General features: G+C 47.8%; 4 protein-coding genes. All 4 read right to left on the reverse strand.

What is annotated here, in order from left to right; all coding sequences use genetic code 11:
* Positions 1-786 (reverse strand): S8 family serine peptidase (locus AB3112_RS09595; RefSeq protein ID WP_367334382.1); only part of this gene is annotated, 786 nt, incomplete at its 3' end.
* 35 nt (positions 787-821) lie between these two features.
* Positions 822-2288 (reverse strand): amidase family protein, encoded by a 1467-nt coding sequence (locus tag AB3112_RS09600; protein ID WP_367334383.1) that lies wholly within the window; start codon positions 2286-2288, stop codon positions 822-824.
* A gap of 24 nt (positions 2289-2312) precedes the next feature.
* Positions 2313-3227 carry an RluA family pseudouridine synthase gene (locus tag AB3112_RS09605; protein WP_084974132.1) on the reverse strand — a complete coding sequence of 305 codons (915 nt, stop codon included), beginning with the start codon at positions 3225-3227 and terminating at the stop codon, positions 2313-2315.
* Positions 3228-3306: 79 nt separating this feature from the next.
* The coding region (locus AB3112_RS09610) for a universal stress protein (RefSeq protein WP_367334384.1) at positions 3307-3593 on the reverse strand (287 nt) is incomplete at its 5' end.

Consider the following 3593-nt stretch of genomic DNA (forward strand, 5'->3'; position numbering starts at 1 on the left):
ATATACTGTGACATCAGAAGCGGACTGCTCGTTATAGTCGTTTTCGATACTTCCTGAATGACCGAAGTTGCTACCGGCGATGGCTACAAAGACACCATGATTAGTTGCGTATTGAACTGCTGCTTGCTCCTGATCGGTAATGGATTCAGCAGCGACACCGATTCCAAGCGACAAATTAATGACATTAGCACCAAGTTTGACGGCGTCGTAAATTCCTTGAGCGACGTCGTTTGGAGACTCGTCAGAAAAGCCGCCATACAGTTTCATGTTAAGCAGCTGGGCTTCCGGGGCGACGCCTTGAACGTATTTTGAATTCGGTTGATGATCGACACCATTTGCGGCAGCAACGCCGGCAACCATCAAGCCATGAAAGCCGGAAACTTTGTCTGCTTGGGCATCGTCGTTGTTGTGATTGACATAATCGTAAGCAAATGGGATTTTCGGACTGACATATTTGCCGTAACCGAGCTTGTCAATCAATTGCTGGGCATCTGTCTTGGATATTTTTGCCGTGGCATTATTTGACAGCTTAAACTCATGGTTATTTTGGATACCGCTGTCTAGGATGGCAATGACCATTCCCTGACCTTTGTATCCTTGAGACCACAGCTTGGGGACGTTTCCCTTATTAAGCGCATTTTGATTGGCCGGCTTTGAGGCAGCTTCTTTAATTGCGGCAATTTGGCTGTTTGTTTGGGCGTGAACCGGTGTTTCTAATTGGTTTGAAATGAGGCTCACGGCAAGACTAAGCACCAGTAGGCTGATGAGTTTATAAGCGTTCTTCATCGAATCTCCCCCTCCGTGGTGCTTATGAAACAAGGCTACTTCAAAAATTTGAATTTGTGCTCGTCTTCAAAGAATTTACCCATCTGTAATAGCAGGTCTTCCCGTCCTTTGCGCGCGATAAATTGAATGCCCAGTGGGAGTCCATTGTCCCCAACGTAGGTTGGCAGGCTAATTGCGGGTTGGCCGCTGATATTGGCAAGTTGAGTAAATGGGGATAGCGTTAATGCCGGCAACCATTGATCCCAAATCAGCTGCATTTGGTCTTCCGGATTCAAATCTTCAATGTGTTTCATTTTGTCAAGATTCTCTGCCGATACCAATGGTTGGTCAATTCGCGGTGCTTGATGAGCGGTGGTTGGGGTGAGGTAAAGATCGAACTCCTGTTGAAAGGCGTCCATGTCACTGGAGATATTATCCCAGAAAGCCAGTGCTTGGCTGTACTGAACGGCAGTTATCGAGCGGCCGGCATATCCGAGCGCCCACGATAATGGCTCAACATTTTTCTTAATCACTTGATCGTTGAGATGCATATTGGCAAACATCGTGGCAGTTTCCCCAGCGTTCATTAAGTAGTAACTTTTCATTAAGCCAATTCCGTCGATTGGGGCGTCTGCAGGAACCATGTTGTAGCCCTCACTGCTCAAGAAATCAACGGCGTCTTGGACGGCTTGTTTGGCTTCGTCTGAGACCGGCGTTCCAACAGGCGACTCGGTTGAGTAGGCGATTGTCAAAGTCTTTGGCAGACTATTCAGGGTTGCTGTGAAGCTTTCTGAAGGCAATGGCACCTGGAATGGGGCGGCCATTTGCACAGTTGAGATGGCATCAAGCAAGCGAGCAGTATCGTTCATATCACGCGTAATTGCAAAATTAATTGAAGCGCCTTGCCAACCGCGCCACTCACCAGGGCCGGCAAATACACGCCCACGAGTTGGTTTTAAGCCAATGGTACCGGAAAATGATGACGGGATTCGAATCGATCCGCCACCATCATTACCACCGGCGATGGGCAGCCAACCGGCACCGACAGCTGCGGCAGAACCACCAGATGAACCGCCTGGTTGATAATCGGTGTTCCAAGGATTGTGCGCATCTCCATACAGTTTTGAATCGGTGACGTTTTTAAAGCCAAATTCAGGTGCGTTGGTTTCTCCAGCCGGAATCAGGCCGGCGTGGAGGAAGGAATGGACAAAATTATTGGTAGCCGGAGCTTTGTAGTCCTCAAGTAATTTGGAACTGGCGGTATCCGGTGCTTCCTTGAAGGATTGGCCCAATCCCTTCAATAGAATTGGGATACCTGCAAATGGTTGGCCGGTATCGTAAAAGTCCTTTGCCATCTTGAGGGCACGATCCGGCCACAGAGTGGTAACGGCATTGAGCTTTGGATTCTCTGATTTAACGGTGTCGATCAATTCTTGGGTTAGATCAACGCGGTTTAATTTGCCCTGCCGGATTAGTTCGGATAATTCGGTGGCGGAATGACTTGATAAGTTAGTTTCTGACATAGTAAACTCCCTTCGCAATACCCGTTATGATTTTGCCAACTTCTGTTCGAAGTCACGAAAATGTTTTGGAACGGGTGCTTCAACTAATTGACGTTCTTTAGTAAACGGCAACGGTAGGTCGACTTTCCAGGAATGTAGCAATAAGAAAGGGCTACCATTACTTGAATTATACAGCGGATCACCGACCAATGGGTGGCCGATGGCGGCAAAATGAACCCGAATTTGATGGGTTCTGCCGGTTTCGAGCTGTACCTCCAACAGGGTGTAACCTGCCTGTTGTTTGATGACCCGATAGTGGGTAACTGCCTTAGCAGCTTGGGGGCCGTTTATTTTGCGTTTTCGCTTATCAGCTGGATTCAGACCAATCGGAAGGTCAATCGTTCCCACATCTGGTAGGTCTGAACCAGATACCCAGGCCAAATAAGTTCGGCGAATCTGTTTATTGGCAATGTTGGCCACCAGGATTGGAACGACTGCCGGATTTTTGCCGAAAATGATCGCCCCGCTGGTTTCTTGATCCAAGCGGTGAATCATGTATGGCAATGTCGCTTCGGTTGCCAAATAAGCGGCCAGGTGATTGATCGTTGCGCCAACTTCTCCCGGCTGATTGGGATGGGTCTTGTCACCCCGGCGCTTGTTGACCACGACCAGGTTGTCATCTTCGTATAAAATCTCAACGGTTGCAGCTGAGTCGGCGAGCACATTTGGAAATGGGTTGGCGAAATCGGCCGGCGTGAAGGTTAAATGGATGTGATCGCCTGCTTTGACCGGGAAATTGACTGGTTGATAACGATCGTTGACCAAGACACGCTTGGCATGGCGAACACTATAAACTAAGTGTTTTGGCAGCTGCCAGTATTGACTTAAGAGGACCTTCAACGATTGGCCGGCCATGGTTTCCGGCACCACTTCGTTAAAGGACCATTGTTGATTTTTCATTTGCTTTCCTCAAAATTAATTCTAAAAAAATCGATTAAAAAAGAGCGCCGGCAAAAGTGCCACCGCCCTTCATCTGAAATTAGTTTGATTGTTTCGTCTTATCTTTTGGTCGAACGATTAAGACATCACACTTAGCGGTTCGAGTGACGTAACTGGTTACCGAACCAATAATAAGTCGTTCCACGGCACTTAACCCGGTTGAACCAATGACGATGACATCGTTGTTGTGATCCTTAGGAAATTCTCTGGCAATGATTGGCTTGGGATTGCCAAATCGGATGTGGATGTCGACGCTTTTAACGCCCGCATCTTCAGCCTGCTTTTGGTATTTCTTCAGCTGCTCATCGGTATTTTCAGTTAACTTGA

Origin of the sequence: Lentilactobacillus sp. (assembly GCF_040773105.1) — a bacterium.
In the GTDB taxonomy this organism is placed as follows: Bacteria; Bacillota; Bacilli; order Lactobacillales; family Lactobacillaceae; genus Lentilactobacillus; species Lentilactobacillus parabuchneri.